Consider the following 14,784-nt stretch of genomic DNA (forward strand, 5'->3'; position numbering starts at 1 on the left):
GGCGAACGTGCTAAAGACGGTCGCTGTGGGGAGGGTTACGCGGCCTCGCCCGCTGCCCTTAGAGTGGCCAGCATGACTTACGACGTCGCACGGGTTCGGGGCCTGATACCGTCCCTGGGCGACGGCTGGATCCATCTCGACCCGCAAGCGGGCATGCTGGTTCCGGATTCGGTATCCCGGGCCGTATCAACAGGTTTCCGTACGTCGTCGTTTTCCCACGTAGGCCGCCATGGTGCCGCCAAGCGCGCCGCCGCCATTCTGGACTCGGCACGCGAGGCGGTCGCGGACCTGGTCGGCGGTGATCCCGCCGGCGTCGTTCTCGGACCGGATCGTGCGGTACTTCTGGCCTGGCTGGCCGAATCGCTGAGCTCGCGCCTCGGGCTCGGTACCGGGATAGTGCTGTCGCGCCTGGATGACGAGGCCAACGTCGCCCCCTGGCTGCGCATCGCCAACCGATACGGCGCGCATGTGCGCTGGGCCGAGGTCGAGATCGAGACCTGCGAGATGCCGTCGTGGCAGTTCGAGGAACTGATCGGGCCGACCGCGCGCTTGGTCGCGCTGACCGCGGCGTCGCCGATCGTCGGCTCGGCGCCGGGCGTGCGGGTGGCGGCCGACCGGGTGCATGAGGTGGGTGGACTGCTGGTGGCCGACGCGTTCGGCGCCGCGCCCTACGCGCTGATCGATATCGAGGAACTCAACGCCGACGTGGTCGCGCTGAGCGCGCCGTCTTGGGGCGGGCCGCAGATCGGTGCGCTGGTGTTCCGCGACCCTGCGTTCTTGGACCGCATCCCGTCGATGTCGCTCAACCCGTATGCCAAGGGTGCCGAACGGCTCGAGGTCGGCGGGCACCAGTACTCGCTGCTCGCCGGGCTCACCACCTCCATCGACTACCTGGCGAGCCTGGACGAACGGGCCACCGGCACCCGCCGCGAACGCCTGGAGGTCTCGATCACCTCGTTGCAGGACTATCACGACCAGCTGTTCGAGCATCTGATGGACACCCTGGACAAGATCGACAACCTCACCGTCATCGGCCGCGCCTCCACCCGCATCCCGACCGTCAGCTTCACTATGGACGGGCTGCAGGCCGAGAAGATCGCCGCCGAGCTCGCCGACAACCGCATCGGCGTCCTCAGCGGCACGCACGGCGGCAGCCGGTTGCTGGACGCGCTCGGGGTCAACGACGAGGGTGGCGCGGTGACCGTCGGCCTTGCGCCCTATACGACGAAGTTCGAGATCGACCAGCTCGGCCGGGCACTGTCGGCGCTGGACTGAGTCCGGTCGAGCCGGTGCGATCGCTCCTGGCAGCTCAGTAGTCGCCGATCTGCAGCACAACCTTGCCGACCGTGTCCGGGGAATCGAGCAGCTGATGTGCCTCGCCCACCTCGCTGATCGGCAGTTCTGCGTGGATCACCGGAACCACCGCACCCTGCGCGACCAGCGGCCACACATGCTTGCTGACCTCGGCGATGATCTCGGCCTTGCTGCCTGGACCGTTCGCCGGACGCCCGCGCAGGTTCGTCGCGCGGACCGCGGCGCGCTTACCCAGCAACACCGCGAGGTTCAGCTCGGCCTTGACCCCACCCTGCAATCCGATGACGACCAGCTGTCCGTAGGTGGCCAGCGCCTCAACATTGCGGGCGAGGTAGGCGGCGCCCATATTGTCGAGAATGATGTCGGCGCCCGGTCCGCCGCTGCCCTGTTCGGCGCGGATGACGGCGACGAAATCGTCCTCGCGATAGTTGATCAGAATGTCTGCGCCCAGCTCACGGCACTGTTCCAGCTTGCCGGCCGAACCCGCCGTCACCGCCACCCGTGCACCGAGCCGCTTGGCCACCTGGATCGCATGCGTGCCGATGCCGCTGCCGCCGCCGTGGATCAGCAGCAGCTGTCCCGCGTGCAGGCGCGCGGTCATCACCAGGTTGGACCACACCGTGGCCGCTACCTCGGGCAGCCCGGCCGCCGCGCCCAGATCGAGCCCGTCCGGTATCGGGAGCAGCTGGCCCGCGGGTACGACTGCCTGTTCGGCGTAGCCGCCGCCGGACAGCAGCGCACACACCCGATCACCCACCGACCAGCCGCGCACACCTTCGCCGACCGCCGCGATCACCCCCGAACATTCGAGTCCGGGGATCTCGCTCGCACCCGGCGGCGGCGGATAGTGGCCTTTACGCTGCATGACGTCGGCCCGGTTCACCCCGGCCGCCGCGATATCGACGAGCACCTCCCCGGGCCCGGCCTCGGGATCGGGCGCCTCAACCCACTCCATAACCTCGGGCCCACCGAACCCGTCCAACTTGATCGCACGCACGAGCCCATAGTGCCCGACAGCCGCAGACCATCGCCGCAACCTCGCGAGCGGCACATGGCTGAGGCGTTTCGCGAGTAGACCCCGCGCTGGTGTGCCTCTCGGTATGGGTTGCCGAACCAGCTCGGCAGGCGAGGCGGCGGCAGGCGGCTACCCACGCCCGCGAGATCGGCGAGGCACCGCGGTATTTCGGTGTGTGGGCGCGGTCACGAGACGCAGGCGCTAGCGTCTTCGACCGTGAGCAGCTTCATCGACTTTCAGAATGAGATCTACTTTCGCGGTCTTGGCGGCGAGGTGCCCGAACTGCCGATGACGGCCGACGGGCTCGAGGCGCGCGCCGAGGAGTTGCTCGGCGCCGAGGCTTTCGCCTACGTCGCGGGTAGCGCGTCGGGTGAGCGGACCGCGCAGGCCAACCGCGCGGCCTTCGACCGGTACCGGATCGTCCCGCGCATGTTGCGGGGCACCACCGGTTATGGCGCCCGCGATCTGTCGGTCGAGGTGCTCGGCACCAAGCTTGCGGCGCCGGTGCTGACCGCGCCGGTCGGCGTGCTGGAACTGCTACAGGACCGTGGGGAGACTGTGGTCGGCGAGGTCACCAAGGAACTCGGGGTCGGCATGGTGCTGTCCACGGCGGCGTCGTCGACCATCGAGGAGGTCGGCGCGGCCTCAGGCGAATGGTGGTACCAGCTGTACTGGCCCGCCGACAACGATCTGGCCCGCTCGTTCGTCCAGCGCGCGGAGAAGGCGGGCGCCAAGGCGATCGTCGTCACCGTCGACACTCCGTCGCTGGGCTGGCGTCCCCGCGATCTGGAGCAGGCGCATCTGCCGTTCCTGCAGGGCAAAGGCATCGCCAATTACCTATCGGATCCGGTGTTTCGCGCCAAACTACCCGCGCCGCCCGAGGACAGCGAGGACGCGATGCGAACCGCGATCCTCACCTGGGCCGGGCTTTTCGGCAACCACACGCTGCGTCCGGCCGATATCGCGCACGTGCGGGAATGGACCGATCTGCCGATCGCGGTGAAGGGCATCCTGCACCCCGACGACGCCAGGCAGGTGGTGGACGCCGGCGCCGACGCGGTGGTGGTGAGCAATCACGGCGGCCGCCAGGTCGACGGTTCCATCGCGGCTCTCGACGCGCTGCCCGCTGTCGTCGCGAGTGTCGGTGACCGGGCGGACGTGCTCTTCGACTCCGGAATCCGCACCGGATCCGACATGCTCATCGCGCTGGCACTCGGTGCGAAAGCGGTGTTCTACGGGCGCCCATGGGCCTACGGCCTCGGCATCGCAGGCCATGACGGCGTGCGTCATGCGCTGCGTCTGCTGCTCGCCGATTTCGATTCGACGATGGGTCTGTCGGGCCATGCGAAGGTCGGTGATCTCTCGCGCGATCTGCTCGCCACCCCGCGCTGACCGCGACAAGGGTAACCGGCCGGTAACTTCGCTGGTCGGACGACATAGAATACCGACGTGCCTACCAAACCAAGCGGTCGCGTTTCCGCTGAGCCGGAGTGGTTGACCCCGGCTCAGCAGAACGCGTGGCGGGCGTTCATGGACGGCCACCTCCGTCTCATGACCACGTTGAACCGGCAGCTGCAGCGCGACAACGATCTGAGCCTCGCCGAATACCGCATCCTCGTCCTGCTGTCAGAGGCTCCGGGGCAGTCACTGCGCATGAGCGAACTCGCCGACGGCGTGCTGTCCTCGCGCAGTCGCCTCACCCATCAGGTCCGCCGGATGGAGGCGCAGGGGCTGGTGCGCCGCAATACCTGTGTCGAGGACGGGCGCGGGGTGCTCGCCGAACTCACCGACGCCGGAGTGAGCAGGCTTTCCGAATCCGCACCAGGTCACGTCGAGGCCGTCCGTAAGGGTTTCATCGACCTGCTCACCCCCGAGCAACTCGACGTCATCGCCGACGTCTTCGGCCGCATCGACCTCGAAGCTCTCTCGGACGGCCGCTGACCTACCCGCCGGATCGGTTACGATCGTTGGCCTGGAGACGTGGCAGAGCGGCCGAATGCACTCGCCTTGAAAGCGAGCGTCGTGAGAGCGACCGGGGGTTCAAATCCCTCCGTCTCCGCAACGAACCGCCGCCGTCGGCCGGATCCCTCCGGCCGCGGCAGGCGTGAACGCCCCGATACCGATCACGTCCCAGCCCGATGACACGCCCGCGATTATCGGGTGTGTCGTGCGGGGCGAGTGTTTCAATGCGGCTATGACGTGGACCACCATCGCTAGATCCCTGACCTTGCTGGCCGTGGGTACCGCGGCCGGTCTCACCCTCGCCGCACCGGCCCAGGCGAGCGACGCCAACCCACTCGACTGTGGTGGCGTGCCGTACGCCCAAGGCGTGGCCGACCGGCACAGCGCCGCGCGTGGGGTCCCGGTGGTGCCGGTGTGCATGAACAACAAGGTCTACGTGGGGATTCCGCTGGCGGTCTCGCCGCTGGCGAACATCACCCTGCCCGGGACGACCACCGTCTGCCTGGTGGAACGCGAAACCGTCGAGGCCGCCGCGCGATTCGAATGGCGCCGCGATCAGCACGTGGTGCCGATGTGCATCGCCAACCGTGCCTACGGCGTCTACGAGCCCTGAGTTCGGCCATACGTCCTGCTGACAGCGTGAATCCGCGCCGCGCCCGATTCTCGCCGACGGGAACCCGTCGGCGCTTCTGGCAGTATGGCCACATGCTGTCACGGCGTGGACCGCGGCGCTGGTTGTCCGGTGCACTGGTGAGCGCCGCACTGCTGATCGGTGCGGCGGCGACCGGTGCCCCCTTGACGACGGCGGCTCCCGCCGAGGAACAGGGCACCGGATCTTCCGATGGCCCTGGCATGGCCGAGCAGACCAGGCCCATGCCCGCACGCCCGAAGATCAGCGGGATCAGCGAGATCACCGACCGCAGGTTGCGCGTCTACGTCGATTCGCCGGCGATGAGCCGCACCGTCGAGGTACAGGTGCTGCTGCCGCGGGATCGCAGCGCGCCCCGGCCCACCGTCTACATGCTCGACGGCCGCAGCGCCGTCGAGGACAGCAACAATTGGATCGAACGCGGCCGGGCGGTGGAGTTCTACGAGGACAAGAACGTCAACGTCGTGCTGACCGTCGGCGGTCCGGCCAGCTACTACACCGACTGGCAGCACCCCGATCCCGTGCTCGGCACCAACATGTGGGAGACATTCCTCACCGAGGAACTACCCCCGCTGATCGACGCCGAGTTCGACGGCAACGGCCGCAACGCCCTCATGGGTGTGTCCATGGGTGCCGAGGGCGCCATGATGCTCGCCGTGCGTGAACCGCAGCTCTACACCGCCGTCGCCGCGCACAGCGGCTGCTACACCAGCGGATCCGATCTCGGTCAGGCACAGGTCCGCGCCGTGATCGCCACGTACAAGGGCGATCCGAACAATATGTTCGGCCGACCCGATAACCCGGCCTGGCTCGCGCACGACGTCACCAGTCACGCGGAAGCGTTGCGTGGCAAGGCCATCTACCTGTCGTCGGGTAGCGGTGTCCCCGGCAAGTACGACCATCCCGGTAATCCGGAATGGCTAACCGCCATCGGATTCGGCAGTCCGCTCGAGGCGGGCACCAGCACCTGCACCCGCCGTCTCGTCGACCGGCTCAACACCCTCGGCATCGCGCACACCGCGAATTTCCGGTCCACCGGCACCCATTCCTGGCCGTATTGGGCCGACGAGCTGGTCAGCTCCTGGCCGACCATCTCGCGCGGGCTCGGGGTGTCCTGAGGTCGGCGAGCGCAGCGTGCGGCAGTTCGGCCCGCCCTGATGGCGGCGCATTCCGCGCGTACTGGGATCGCGGGCGCAGCGTGCGCAGAGATCGGCGCGTCCTGAGTCAGGCGGTGAACCGGGCGGCGACCGCCGGATCGGTGGCGAAGTCCAGGAACAGGTCGTTCTCGTGCGGGTCGCCGGTGGTGACGCGCACACCGTCACCGGCGAACGGCCGCACCAGCACACCCGCTTCGGCGCTCGCCTCCGCGAACGGGACACTGTGCTCGCCCAGCGCCAGCCAGACGAAGTTCGCCTCACTCGGCGGCACCCGGTAGCCGGCGGCGACCAGGGCAGCACGCACGCGGTCGCGTTCGGCGATCAGCGGCTCGGTGCGGTCGAGCAGTTCGTGGCGCGCCTCCAGCGAGGCGATCGCCGCGGCCTGCGCGATCCGGTTGACGCTGAACGGGATGTGCACCTTCAGCAGCGCGGTGATCACCTCGGGGGCGCCCACCGCATAGCCTGCCCGCAGCCCTGCCAGGCCATAGGCCTTCGAGAAGGTGCGCAGCACAACGACATTGGGCCGGGTGCGGCCGAGCTCGACGCCGTCGGGGTGATCCTGCGGTGTCAGCCGCATGTACTCGTAGTAGGCCTCGTCCAGGACGACGAGCACATCGCTCGGGACGGAGTCGAGGAAACGAGTCAATGCCTCGCGGCCGACGGCGGTGCCCGTCGGATTGTTCGGGTTGCAGACGAAGATCATCTTCGTCCGCTCGGTGACCGCGGCGGCGATCGCGTCCAGATCGTGCACCAGCTCCGGGTCCAGCGGCACCGGCACGGCCTTGGCATTGCCCACCTGGGTGACGATCGGGTACGCCTCGAACGAGCGCCACGCGTACACCACCTCGTCCTCGGGCGAGGAGCAGGTGATCTGCACCAGCTCCTGGCACAGCGCGACGCTGCCACAGCCCACCGCGACGTTCGCCGGCGAGACGCCGAGGAACTCCGCGAGCGCCGCACGCAACTCCGTCACCTGATTGTCCGGATAGCGGCTCGACAGCTCCGCCGCCTCCGCGATGGCCTTCAGTGCGGTGGGCAGCGGGCCGAAGGTGGTCTCGTTGCTCGCGAGCTTGACCGCACCGGGATGGTTGCGGCCGGGGACGTACGCCGGAATGGAATCGAGGTCCGGCCGAATCTTCGCGCTCACCCCCCAACCATATGCCCGGCCCAGGAATTTCCGTGCGCGAGGGCCTCTCACGTGCAATTTCTCCCCAAGATCAGAATTCGGTCCTAGGCTGGATTCATGTCGGGCACTTATGACGATCTAGCGCCGCTGCGCGTCGGGGACGACATGGCAACCGAGGGTGCGCCCGAGCCGGATCAGCGCCCGGCCGCGCACCGGCAGGTGCCCATCACGGTGGTCGAACCCGAAGGCAATGCCCGCGGCGGCATCGTGTTGCTGCACGAGTCCAGCGAGTTCACCGGACCGTTGCTGGAGCTCATGCAGGCGCTGGCCACCGAGGGCTGGACGGTGGTCGCGCCCAACCTGTTCCACCGCGCCACCGACACCCCGTCCACCGGGGTGTTCGGCGACGAACTCTTCGAGGATTTCGACGCCTGCTTCGACTGGCTGACGCGGCACGGGGTGTTCCCGGACTGCATCGGCGCGCTCGGATTCGACACCGCGGGCACCGCCGCCTTCCTCGTCGCGACCAACCGGCCCATCGGCGCCGCCGTCAGCGTCGCGGCCCCCGGCATCGCCAGCCCGCTCACCGACAAGGCCGAGGCGCTCGTACGGGTCGCCCCGAGCCTGCAGGCGCCGTGGCTGGGTCTGTTCGGCGACACCGATCCCACCACCCCGCCCGCGGAGGTCGAGCAGTTGCGTGACGCCGCCGCGCGCGCCTCGGCGGCCAGTCTGGTGATCAGCTACCCCGGCCTGCTGCACCGCGCCGACAACCCCGGCGACGACGATGAGGACGAGCGCGACGATCTCATCGACGCGCAAACCAGGATCTTCGACTGGTTCGACAGCAATTTACGCTAACTACCAGCCGTTTTGCGCTCTGTGGATCGCCTACTGTAACCTTGCTGCTCGGCGGTTCGAAAGGACCGGTGCCCTCGAAGAGAAGGCTCCAGGAGGCGTGCCAGAGCGGCCGAATGGGACTCACTGCTAATGAGTTGTCCCTTCACGGGGACCGGAGGTTCAAATCCTCTCGCCTCCGCCAAGCCCGGGAAACCGGGTGAACAACTGAACACAGGCAAGCGCCCGTAGCTCAACGGATAGAGCATCTGACTACGGATCAGAAGGTTAGGGGTTCGAATCCCTTCGGGCGCACTTCAGAAGGCCCCTCCCACAGTGGGAGGGGCCTTCTCGTCTTTGCGCCCGATCGCGGGCCGGGCCGCTCGCCGGTTTGTGGTGTTATATTCAGAATATTGTGAATATGACTCAGGCATTCGAACTTCCGGGTTGCGCGATCCGATACCACGACAGTGGTGGGGCGGGGCTGCCGGTGGTGTTCACCCATGGCGCGGGGGTCGACGCGGCCATGTTCGACGAACAGATGGACGCGGTGCGGCGGGCCGGGATGCGGGTGGTCGGCTGGGATTTGCGTGGGCACGGTCGCTCACGCCCGAACAGTGGCGGGTTCACCGCCGAGCGGGCGCTGGCCGATCTCACCGCGCTGATCGAGCACCTCGGCCTGGAACGACCGGTGCTGGTCGGGCATTCGCTGGGCGGAAACCTGAGTCAGGTCGCGGTGTACCGGGAACCGTCGCGTTACTCCGGGCTGGTCGTCATCGACTCGACCTGGAGCCATGGGCCGCTGCGTGCATGGGAGCGTGGTTTGTTGCGGACGGCCGCACCGCTGTTGCGGTTGATACCGGCGCGATCGTTACCGCGGATGATGGCCGACGCTTCCGCCGTGACGCCGGCCGCTCGCGCCTATGCCGCTGACGCGTTCACCCGGATCGGCAAGGACGAATTCATCGAGGTCTGGCGGGCCACCGCGAGTCTGGTCGACCCCGAGCCCGGCTATCGGACCCCGCTTCCGCTATGCCTGATCCGAGGCGCTCTCGATCGCACCGGCAACATCGCCTCGGCGATGCCACGGTGGGCCGAGGCCGAAGGGGTCGGCGAACACGTCATCGCCGACGCGGGCCACCTCGCGCCGTTGGACGCACCCGGCTCGGTCACCACAGTGCTGCTCGATTTCATGCGCGAGATCCGGTCATGAGCACCGACGAGCGAGAAGAGTTCGCCCAGCAGGTCGGCGACCTGTTCGCCTCCTGGAACCTCGCCCGGGCCACCGGTCGCGTCTACGGCAGGCTGCTGCTCGAATCCGAACCGGTCGGACTCGACCACCTCGGCGCGATCGCCGACGCCAGCAAAGGGGCCGTGAGTACGGCTGTCCGCGAGCTGGTGTCCTGGGGCCTGGCCCGCACCATCGCGCAACCCGGCAGCCGCCGCCTCCTTGTGGAAGCGCGCGGTGGTCTGGAGAACCTGCTCGCGGCCAGCCAGCAGCGCGCGCGCCGATTCGTCGAGGTCCTTCGTCATGGCGCCGAACTCACCGACGATCTGCCGGCTCGCGCTCGTCTGGCCGACGTCACCGACCTGTTCGAGCGATACGTCGACGCCGGAGACCAGATCCTCCGGGCACGCCCGAGCGGCGATAGCTGACACCCGCCAGCGGTGGGGATGGTCGGCCCGCGGCTTGTAGCATCGGCGCGTGAAACTTGGAATGGTCTCCTGCTGGGGTGCTCTCACCATCATCGCCGCGTCCGTGGCGGCACCTGCCGCGTCCGCCTTTCCCGCCGGCCTTCCCACCGGTTCGTTCGGCGGCGGAGGTGACGGCCGCGAGGTCGTGATGATCGACGGCACGATGGAGCTGAGCAACCTCGACCAGTGCTGGGCCAGCGGCTTCCCGCGTGAGATCGAGATCGAGAACCGCAGCTCGCGCAACTTCCTGCTGTTCGCCTCCGACAACTGCACCGGCGCCCCCGTCGCGACAGTCGCCCCCCACACCCGCCTCACCCACCACGGCTGGTCCGCCAAAGCCGCCTGACACCAGCTCGCGAGTGGTACCTGGCTGCGGGGTCTTCTCGACGTTTGCCGCAGCCGAGTACCACTCGCTCTACTTCCAGTCGGGGAGCGGCGGGAGAGGTTGGGGGAGTGAGTCGGGGGTGGTGCGGCCGAGGAGCCAGACGAGAGTGTCGGCGGCCGGGGCGGTGATGATGTGGGTGGGAGTGCCATCACCGATGGTGGTGGTGAAGTCGGGGGTGATGACCTCGAAGGGTTCCGTGGCGGACTTGCTCAAGCTCGCGGTGGCCTCGGGGAGCAGGCGGGTGACGAAGGCAGTGGGCCAGTCGGTGTGGGTGTAGCCGGCATTCAGGTCCACATGGTGGATTTCGACCTCCTGCCAGCGCATCCAGACGATCTCGGTGGCGGGGATGGGGCGGCCCTGCCGGGTGCGGACCTCGGCCTGCCACTGCTCGGGGGTGAGGGTGCGGGCGAGGCCGGCGAAACGCTGAGCCGACTCCACGAAATCGGTGCGCTGTTCGGCGAGGGGCCGTTGGGCGCCTTCCTGGATGTCGGATTCGCGCAGGAAAGCGCTTGCGTACTGCGGGGTTTCGATGCCGGTGCGAGCCCACAGCAGCAGATTGACCAGGCTGTCGGCATTACGGGACAGGTGCGCAAGCACGTGGCCGCGGGTCCAGCCGGGCAGCAGGGACGGCCCTGTGAGAGCGGCGTCGTCCAGAGAATCGATCGTGGCGAGCAGCCGCTGCGTCGATTCGGTGACAGTATCGAGCAGCCGCAGGGCCGCTTCGTGAGATTCGCTGGTCACGGCTCGACATTAGTAGGCGGCCGTCGGCTCGGCCGGCTATCCGCACGACGGCCGCCCTCCAGAATTCAGCTCAGCGGCATGTGCCGGGTGACGATGCGGTGGATCAACCGCGCCGCCGTTCGCGCGGTCCGGTTGTCGATGTCGAGCCCCGGATTCAGCTCGGCCACATCCACGACGGCGAGCTTGCCGCTCGCGGTGACGCGATCGCACACGGCTTGGATCGTCGGGAGCGGGATTCCGAAGGCCGCCGGTGCGCTGACACCCGGCGCGACCGAGGCGGGCAGGACATCCAAGTCGATGGTGAGGTAGACGAGATCGACCTCGGCGAGGAAGTCGTCGACGAAGGTGCGTGCGGCCGCCTGATCGCATTCGTCGTCGAGCAGGTAGCGCACGTCGAACTTCGCGGCGGTGTCGAAGAGAGCGGCGGTATTGCTCGGCTGGCTGATGCCGAGCACGGCGTACCGCACACCGCCATCGGCTTCGAGGATCTGCCGGAACGGGGTGCCGGAACTGGGGACCGGGTCGGCGCGGAGATCGAAATGGGCGTCGAGGTTGAGGATTCCGACCCGGGTCGCCGAGGTGCGCCGCGCGGATCCGGCGACGCCGAGGTAGGTGCCGTAGGCGATTTCATGGCCGCCACCGAGGACGATCGGGAAATGCCCGGCGTCCAACAGGCCTGCGACAGTGGCGCCGAGTTCGCGCTGACCCTCTTCGAGCGCGTCGACAACTGTGACGGTGCCCGCGTCGAAGGCACGGCGCGGTTCGGCCAGTGCCATGAGTGCCAGCGCCCGCCGCAGCGCGTCGGGCCCGCCCGCCGCGCCGACGCGACCCTTGTTGCGTCGCACCCCTTCGTCACTGGCGAAGCCGACGAACACACAGGCCCCGGGCTCGACTCCGGTTTCGTACGGTTCGACGACCTGATGCCAGCGCAGGTGCTCGGGGGCGGTGCCATCGGTGCGGCCGGTCCAGCGGGGTTGCATCGGGTGCTCCTCAGTTCGCGTAGGCGAGCGTGCCTTCGCGCCACACTCGGCTGATCAACGGGACGCCGGGCCGGTAGGCCAGGTGCAGGTGGGATGGTGCGTCGAGCGCGAGTGCGTCGGCGCGCGCGCCGGGCGTCAGCGTGCCGACGTCGGTGCGTCGCAGGGCGCGTGCGCCGCCGGCGGTGGCGGCCCAGACGGCTTCGTCGGGCGTCATGTGCATATCGCGCACCGCGATGGCGATGCAGAACGGCAGGCTGGTCGTGTAGCTGGTGCCGGGGTTGCAGTCGGCGCCGAGCGCCACCGTCACGCCTGCGTCCAGCAGTGCGCGAGCGTCGGGATAGCTGCTGCGGGTGCAGAAGTCCGCGCCGGGCAGCAGGGTGGCGACGGTGTCGCTCTGGGAGAGGGCGTCGATATCGGCGGCGTTCACGTGCGTCACGTGGTCCACCGAGGCCGCCCCCAGCTCCACCGCGAGTTGTACTCCAGGTCCCTGCCGCAGCTGGTTTCCGTGCACACGCGGAATCAGCCCGTGCGCGATTCCGGCGGTGAGCACGGCGTGCGCCTGGTCGCGGTCGAAGGCGCCCTGTTCACAGAACACGTCGATCCACTTGGCGTGCGGCGCGCACTTCGGGATCATCTCCGCGACCACCATCGCCACATAGTCGTCGGCACGGCCCGCGTACTCCGGCGGCGGCACATGCGCGGCCAGCAGCGTGACCTCATCGGTGTGGCGGCCTGCCACCTGGACGCTGCGCAGTTCGTCGGCGACCGACTGCCCGTAGCCGGACTTGCATTCGACGGTCGTGCTGCCCGCCCGCAACGATTCGTCGAGCAGCCTGCGCACATTCGCGCCCAGCTGGTCATCGGTGGCGGCCCTGGTGGCCGCGATGGTGGTGCGGATTCCGCCCGCGGCGTACTTCTGCCCGGACATCCGCGCCGCGAACTCCTCGGCCCGGTCCCCGGCGAAGACCAGGTGCGAGTGGGACTCCACGAACCCGGGCAGCACGGCGCGCCCGTCCATGGCGTGCTGTGTATCGGCGGCCGGAGCGGCGGCCGAGTCACCGACCCACGCCACGGCGCCGTCCTCGAAGACGACGGCGGCGTCACGGCGCAGGCCGAGCGGCCCCTCGCCGAGGGCGGGATCGTTGGTGACGAGGACGCCGATATCGGTCAGTGCGGTGGTTGCCATGCATGACTCCTAGATACGGGTGTCGACCATCGCGGTGTGCGAGGGGTAGATCATCTGCGCGGGCGGGTTGTTGGTGCGTTTGGCGACCGGGTAGTAGATCGCGCCGGTGAACACGATGCCGACGATCCACGAAATGTCGGCGCCGCCGAGCAGGTCGGTGACCGGACCGGTGTAGAGCTTCTGCGCGAGGAACGGGATCTGCGCGATCACGCCGACGGCGTAACAGGCCAGTGCGGGCACATTCCATGCGCCGTAGCGGCCTGCCGGGTCGTAGAGCGCGGGCAGGTCGATGCGTTCCTTGGAGATCAGGTAGTAGTCGATCAGATTGATCGCGCTCCACGGCGTGAACACCATCAGCAGCACCAGGACGAAGTTCTTGAAGTTCTCCAGGAAGTCTGCGCTCGCGGCGATCGCGATCAGCATCGACACCCCGACGAACCCGAGGATGTACAGGCTGCGGGCGAGGGTGGAGATGTGCGAGCGGCCGTTGAACGCGGTGACGCTGGTGAGCACCGACATGAATCCGCCGTAGGCGTTGAGCACGTTGACCGTCAGCTTGCCGACCACGATCACCAGATAGATCAGGAAGGCGATGATCGCGGGCCCGGCGAGCTCGCCGAGGAACCCGACCTGGTTGCCGAGGAAAGCGTCACCGGCGACCGCCGCGACCAGCGCACCGAAGGTCATCGACCACTGCGAGCCGATGACGCTGCCAAGGAAGGTCGACCAGAAGGTGGTGCGTTCGCTGGTGCTGCGCGGCAGGTATCGCGAGTAGTCGGCGACGTAGGGGCCGAAGGTCAGCTGCCAGCCTGCGCCGAGGGAGATGGCCAGCAGGAAGGTCACCGGATCGAATCCGATGATGCCGACGAAATCGCCCACGTTGTATTCGGCGAACAAACGGATCGCCAGGTAGGTGAACCCGAGAATCCCGAGGACGGTGGCGACGCGCCCGACCACGTGGATCAGCCGGTACCCGGTGATCGCGACGAACGCCGTGAGCGCGCCGAAGACGAGGATCCCGACGGTCGGATTGTCGATCCCGAGCATCTTGTTCACGGCCTGTCCCGCCAGCACGGTGCCGGTGGCAGCGAATCCCAGATACATCAGGATCACCAGCACCAGCGGAACGACAGCGCCCTTGACGCCGAATTGAGCGCGGCTCGAGATCATCTGCGGCAACCCCATCCGCGGACCCTGCGCCGAATGCAGTGCCATGACCGCACCGCCGAAGACGTTGCCGATGAGTAGCCCTAGAATTGCCCAGAGCGCGTCGGCGCCGAAGACGACCGCGAGCGCACCGTCGACCACCGCGGTGATCTGCATATTCGCCCCGAACCACAGGGTGAACTGGCTGCGCGGTGTGCCGTGCCGTTCGTTGTCCGGCACGACGTCGATGGTGCGGCGTTCGAGCTTGAGGATTTCCTCTGAGGTGCCGTCGTTGTTCATGAGCCTGACTTTCTGCGGCGTCGACATGAGTGGCGACCCGGCGGCACGGTGGTTACCGCGCTGTGTGGTGGATCACGCCATGCCGAATATGTATAGGCCTGTATAGACAGGCTGTCAAGGGGCTGACGTGGCGGTTCGCCCGTCCCGGCCGCGGCAGGCTCGGGCTGTACGGAATGTGGGCGTTGACATTCCTGTATAGACAGGTTTATACATGTAGGGCCAATGTGACGGGACACACAACCGGGGCCCAACCGCATCGGTCGCTTTCCGCCTGAACGATCTCGGGAGAATGGT

15 protein-coding genes and 3 tRNA genes are annotated in these 14,784 nt (G+C 68.0%); 12 read left to right on the top strand and 6 right to left on the bottom strand.

Annotation, left to right across the window (positions count from 1 at the left end; all coding sequences use genetic code 11):
* Window positions 1–72: 72 nt before the first annotated feature.
* Window positions 73–1,275 carry a cysteine desulfurase-like protein gene (locus ACFXNW_RS02490; RefSeq protein WP_379415322.1) on the top strand — a complete coding sequence of 401 codons (1,203 nt, stop codon included), beginning with the start codon at window positions 73–75 and terminating at the stop codon, window positions 1,273–1,275.
* Window positions 1,276–1,309: 34 nt separating this feature from the next.
* Here ACFXNW_RS02490 and ACFXNW_RS02495 read toward each other — a convergent pair whose 3' ends face one another.
* Window positions 1,310–2,311, bottom strand: coding sequence for an NAD(P)H-quinone oxidoreductase (locus tag ACFXNW_RS02495; protein ID WP_379415323.1), 1,002 nt, complete (start codon window positions 2,309–2,311; stop codon window positions 1,310–1,312).
* A gap of 234 nt (window positions 2,312–2,545) precedes the next feature.
* Between ACFXNW_RS02495 and ACFXNW_RS02500 the strand changes: the two genes are divergently transcribed.
* From ACFXNW_RS02500 to ACFXNW_RS02520, 5 genes are all read left to right on the top strand, one after another.
* Window positions 2,546–3,721, top strand: coding sequence for a lactate 2-monooxygenase (locus ACFXNW_RS02500; RefSeq protein WP_379415324.1), 1,176 nt, complete (start codon window positions 2,546–2,548; stop codon window positions 3,719–3,721).
* A 138-nt stretch (window positions 3,722–3,859) separates the two neighbouring features.
* A complete protein-coding gene (locus ACFXNW_RS02505; protein WP_379416258.1) occupies window positions 3,860–4,270 on the top strand; it encodes a MarR family winged helix-turn-helix transcriptional regulator in 411 nt (136 codons plus the stop codon).
* Between the two features lie 33 nt (window positions 4,271–4,303).
* A tRNA-Ser gene (locus tag ACFXNW_RS02510) sits at window positions 4,304–4,388 on the top strand.
* 135 nt (window positions 4,389–4,523) lie between these two features.
* Entirely contained in the window at window positions 4,524–4,904 is a 381-nt protein-coding gene (locus tag ACFXNW_RS02515) for a hypothetical protein (RefSeq protein ID WP_379415325.1), read from the top strand.
* 92 nt (window positions 4,905–4,996) lie between these two features.
* The gene (locus ACFXNW_RS02520) at window positions 4,997–6,058 is read left to right on the top strand and encodes an alpha/beta hydrolase (RefSeq protein WP_379415326.1); all 1,062 of its coding nucleotides are present in this window, start codon (window positions 4,997–4,999) and stop codon (window positions 6,056–6,058) included.
* A gap of 106 nt (window positions 6,059–6,164) precedes the next feature.
* On the opposite strand, the gene hisC is transcribed toward ACFXNW_RS02520, so the two are convergent.
* Window positions 6,165–7,244 (bottom strand): histidinol-phosphate transaminase, encoded by a 1,080-nt coding sequence (gene hisC / locus ACFXNW_RS02525; RefSeq protein WP_379415327.1) that lies wholly within the window; start codon window positions 7,242–7,244, stop codon window positions 6,165–6,167.
* 96 nt (window positions 7,245–7,340) lie between these two features.
* Here hisC and ACFXNW_RS02530 point away from each other — a divergent pair, with 96 nt between their 5' ends.
* The 6 genes from ACFXNW_RS02530 to ACFXNW_RS02555 all read left to right on the top strand — a co-directional run bounded on the left by ACFXNW_RS02530 (window position 7,341) and on the right by ACFXNW_RS02555 (window position 10,098).
* Window positions 7,341–8,081, top strand: coding sequence for a dienelactone hydrolase family protein (locus tag ACFXNW_RS02530; RefSeq protein WP_379415328.1), 741 nt, complete (start codon window positions 7,341–7,343; stop codon window positions 8,079–8,081).
* Between the two features lie 91 nt (window positions 8,082–8,172).
* Window positions 8,173–8,262 (top strand) — tRNA-Ser (locus ACFXNW_RS02535).
* Between the two features lie 37 nt (window positions 8,263–8,299).
* A tRNA-Arg gene (locus ACFXNW_RS02540) sits at window positions 8,300–8,372 on the top strand.
* A 106-nt stretch (window positions 8,373–8,478) separates the two neighbouring features.
* Complete coding sequence (locus tag ACFXNW_RS02545; protein ID WP_379415329.1) at window positions 8,479–9,270, top strand: alpha/beta fold hydrolase; 792 nt, start codon at window positions 8,479–8,481, stop codon at window positions 9,268–9,270.
* On the top strand, window positions 9,267–9,713 hold the full coding sequence (locus tag ACFXNW_RS02550; protein ID WP_379415330.1) for a GbsR/MarR family transcriptional regulator: 447 nt from the start codon (window positions 9,267–9,269) through the stop codon (window positions 9,711–9,713). Before ACFXNW_RS02545 ends, ACFXNW_RS02550 begins: the two co-directional genes overlap by 4 nt.
* A gap of 49 nt (window positions 9,714–9,762) precedes the next feature.
* Complete coding sequence (locus ACFXNW_RS02555; RefSeq protein ID WP_379415331.1) at window positions 9,763–10,098, top strand: hypothetical protein; 336 nt, start codon at window positions 9,763–9,765, stop codon at window positions 10,096–10,098.
* 69 nt (window positions 10,099–10,167) lie between these two features.
* On the opposite strand, the gene ACFXNW_RS02560 is transcribed toward ACFXNW_RS02555, so the two are convergent.
* The 4 genes from ACFXNW_RS02560 to ACFXNW_RS02575 all read right to left on the bottom strand — a co-directional run bounded on the left by ACFXNW_RS02560 (window position 10,168) and on the right by ACFXNW_RS02575 (window position 14,490).
* Window positions 10,168–10,878 carry a maleylpyruvate isomerase family mycothiol-dependent enzyme gene (locus tag ACFXNW_RS02560; protein WP_379415332.1) on the bottom strand — a complete coding sequence of 237 codons (711 nt, stop codon included), beginning with the start codon at window positions 10,876–10,878 and terminating at the stop codon, window positions 10,168–10,170.
* 65 nt (window positions 10,879–10,943) lie between these two features.
* On the bottom strand, window positions 10,944–11,858 hold the full coding sequence (hutG, locus tag ACFXNW_RS02565; RefSeq protein ID WP_379415333.1) for a formimidoylglutamase: 915 nt from the start codon (window positions 11,856–11,858) through the stop codon (window positions 10,944–10,946).
* A gap of 10 nt (window positions 11,859–11,868) precedes the next feature.
* Window positions 11,869–13,044: an imidazolonepropionase gene (gene hutI, locus ACFXNW_RS02570; protein ID WP_379415335.1), complete on the bottom strand. Its 1,176-nt coding sequence runs from the start codon at window positions 13,042–13,044 to the stop codon at window positions 11,869–11,871.
* Window positions 13,045–13,053: 9 nt separating this feature from the next.
* A complete protein-coding gene (locus ACFXNW_RS02575) occupies window positions 13,054–14,490 on the bottom strand; it encodes a purine-cytosine permease family protein (protein WP_379415337.1) in 1,437 nt (478 codons plus the stop codon).
* Window positions 14,491–14,784: the final 294 nt, after the last annotated feature.

Source organism: Nocardia sp. NPDC059180 (assembly GCF_042754945.1).
Lineage (GTDB): Bacteria > Actinomycetota > Actinomycetes > Mycobacteriales > Mycobacteriaceae > Nocardia.

Bases quoted from the DNA above. Each gene is read 5' to 3' on its own strand.
- ACFXNW_RS02505 (WP_379416258.1), top strand. From the start codon at position 3,860: ATGGACGGCCACCTCCGTCTCATGACCACGTTGAACCGGCAGCTGCAG.
- ACFXNW_RS02550 (WP_379415330.1), top strand. From the start codon at position 9,267: ATGAGCACCGACGAGCGAGAAGAGTTCGCCCAGCAGGTCGGCGACCTG.
- ACFXNW_RS02530 (WP_379415328.1), top strand. From the start codon at position 7,341: ATGTCGGGCACTTATGACGATCTAGCGCCGCTGCGCGTCGGGGACGAC.
- ACFXNW_RS02515 (WP_379415325.1), top strand. From the start codon at position 4,524: ATGACGTGGACCACCATCGCTAGATCCCTGACCTTGCTGGCCGTGGGT.
- hutG (WP_379415333.1), bottom strand. From the start codon at position 11,858: ATGCAACCCCGCTGGACCGGCCGCACCGATGGCACCGCCCCCGAGCAC.
- ACFXNW_RS02490 (WP_379415322.1), top strand. From the start codon at position 73: ATGACTTACGACGTCGCACGGGTTCGGGGCCTGATACCGTCCCTGGGC.
- ACFXNW_RS02575 (WP_379415337.1), bottom strand. From the start codon at position 14,490: ATGAACAACGACGGCACCTCAGAGGAAATCCTCAAGCTCGAACGCCGC.
- hutI (WP_379415335.1), bottom strand. From the start codon at position 13,044: ATGGCAACCACCGCACTGACCGATATCGGCGTCCTCGTCACCAACGAT.
- ACFXNW_RS02545 (WP_379415329.1), top strand. From the start codon at position 8,479: ATGACTCAGGCATTCGAACTTCCGGGTTGCGCGATCCGATACCACGAC.
- ACFXNW_RS02520 (WP_379415326.1), top strand. From the start codon at position 4,997: ATGCTGTCACGGCGTGGACCGCGGCGCTGGTTGTCCGGTGCACTGGTG.